This is a genomic window from Thermus sp. FJN-A, from assembly GCF_054655095.1.
The window spans coordinates 1-252 of record NZ_BAAHSC010000010.1; the positions used below are offsets into that span (position 1 = coordinate 1).

General features: G+C 71.0%; 1 pseudogene. It reads left to right on the plus strand.

Annotated features, from left to right (window positions below):
* Positions 1–252, plus strand: a pseudogene (locus tag ACYQ0J_RS00045) (ATP-binding protein); the annotation flags it as partial.

Below are 252 nucleotides of genomic sequence, written 5' to 3' on the forward strand. Positions count from 1 at the left end.
TTCCGGGTGGATGGGGTGGGGGGGGGGAGGGACCTCGAGGCCGACCTCAAGGCCTGGCAGAGGCGCTACCCGGGGAACGAGGAGAAGGCGAGGAGCCTCCTCAAGGCCCTCAAGCGCCCCGAAGGGGTGAACCCCGTCACCCTCGTCGTGGACGACGCCACGGGCCTCACCCCCAGTGTGGTCCCCTGGCTGGTGGCCTTCGCCGAGGTGGCCACCCTGGTCCTGGCCGTCCACCCGGAGACCCTAAGGAAG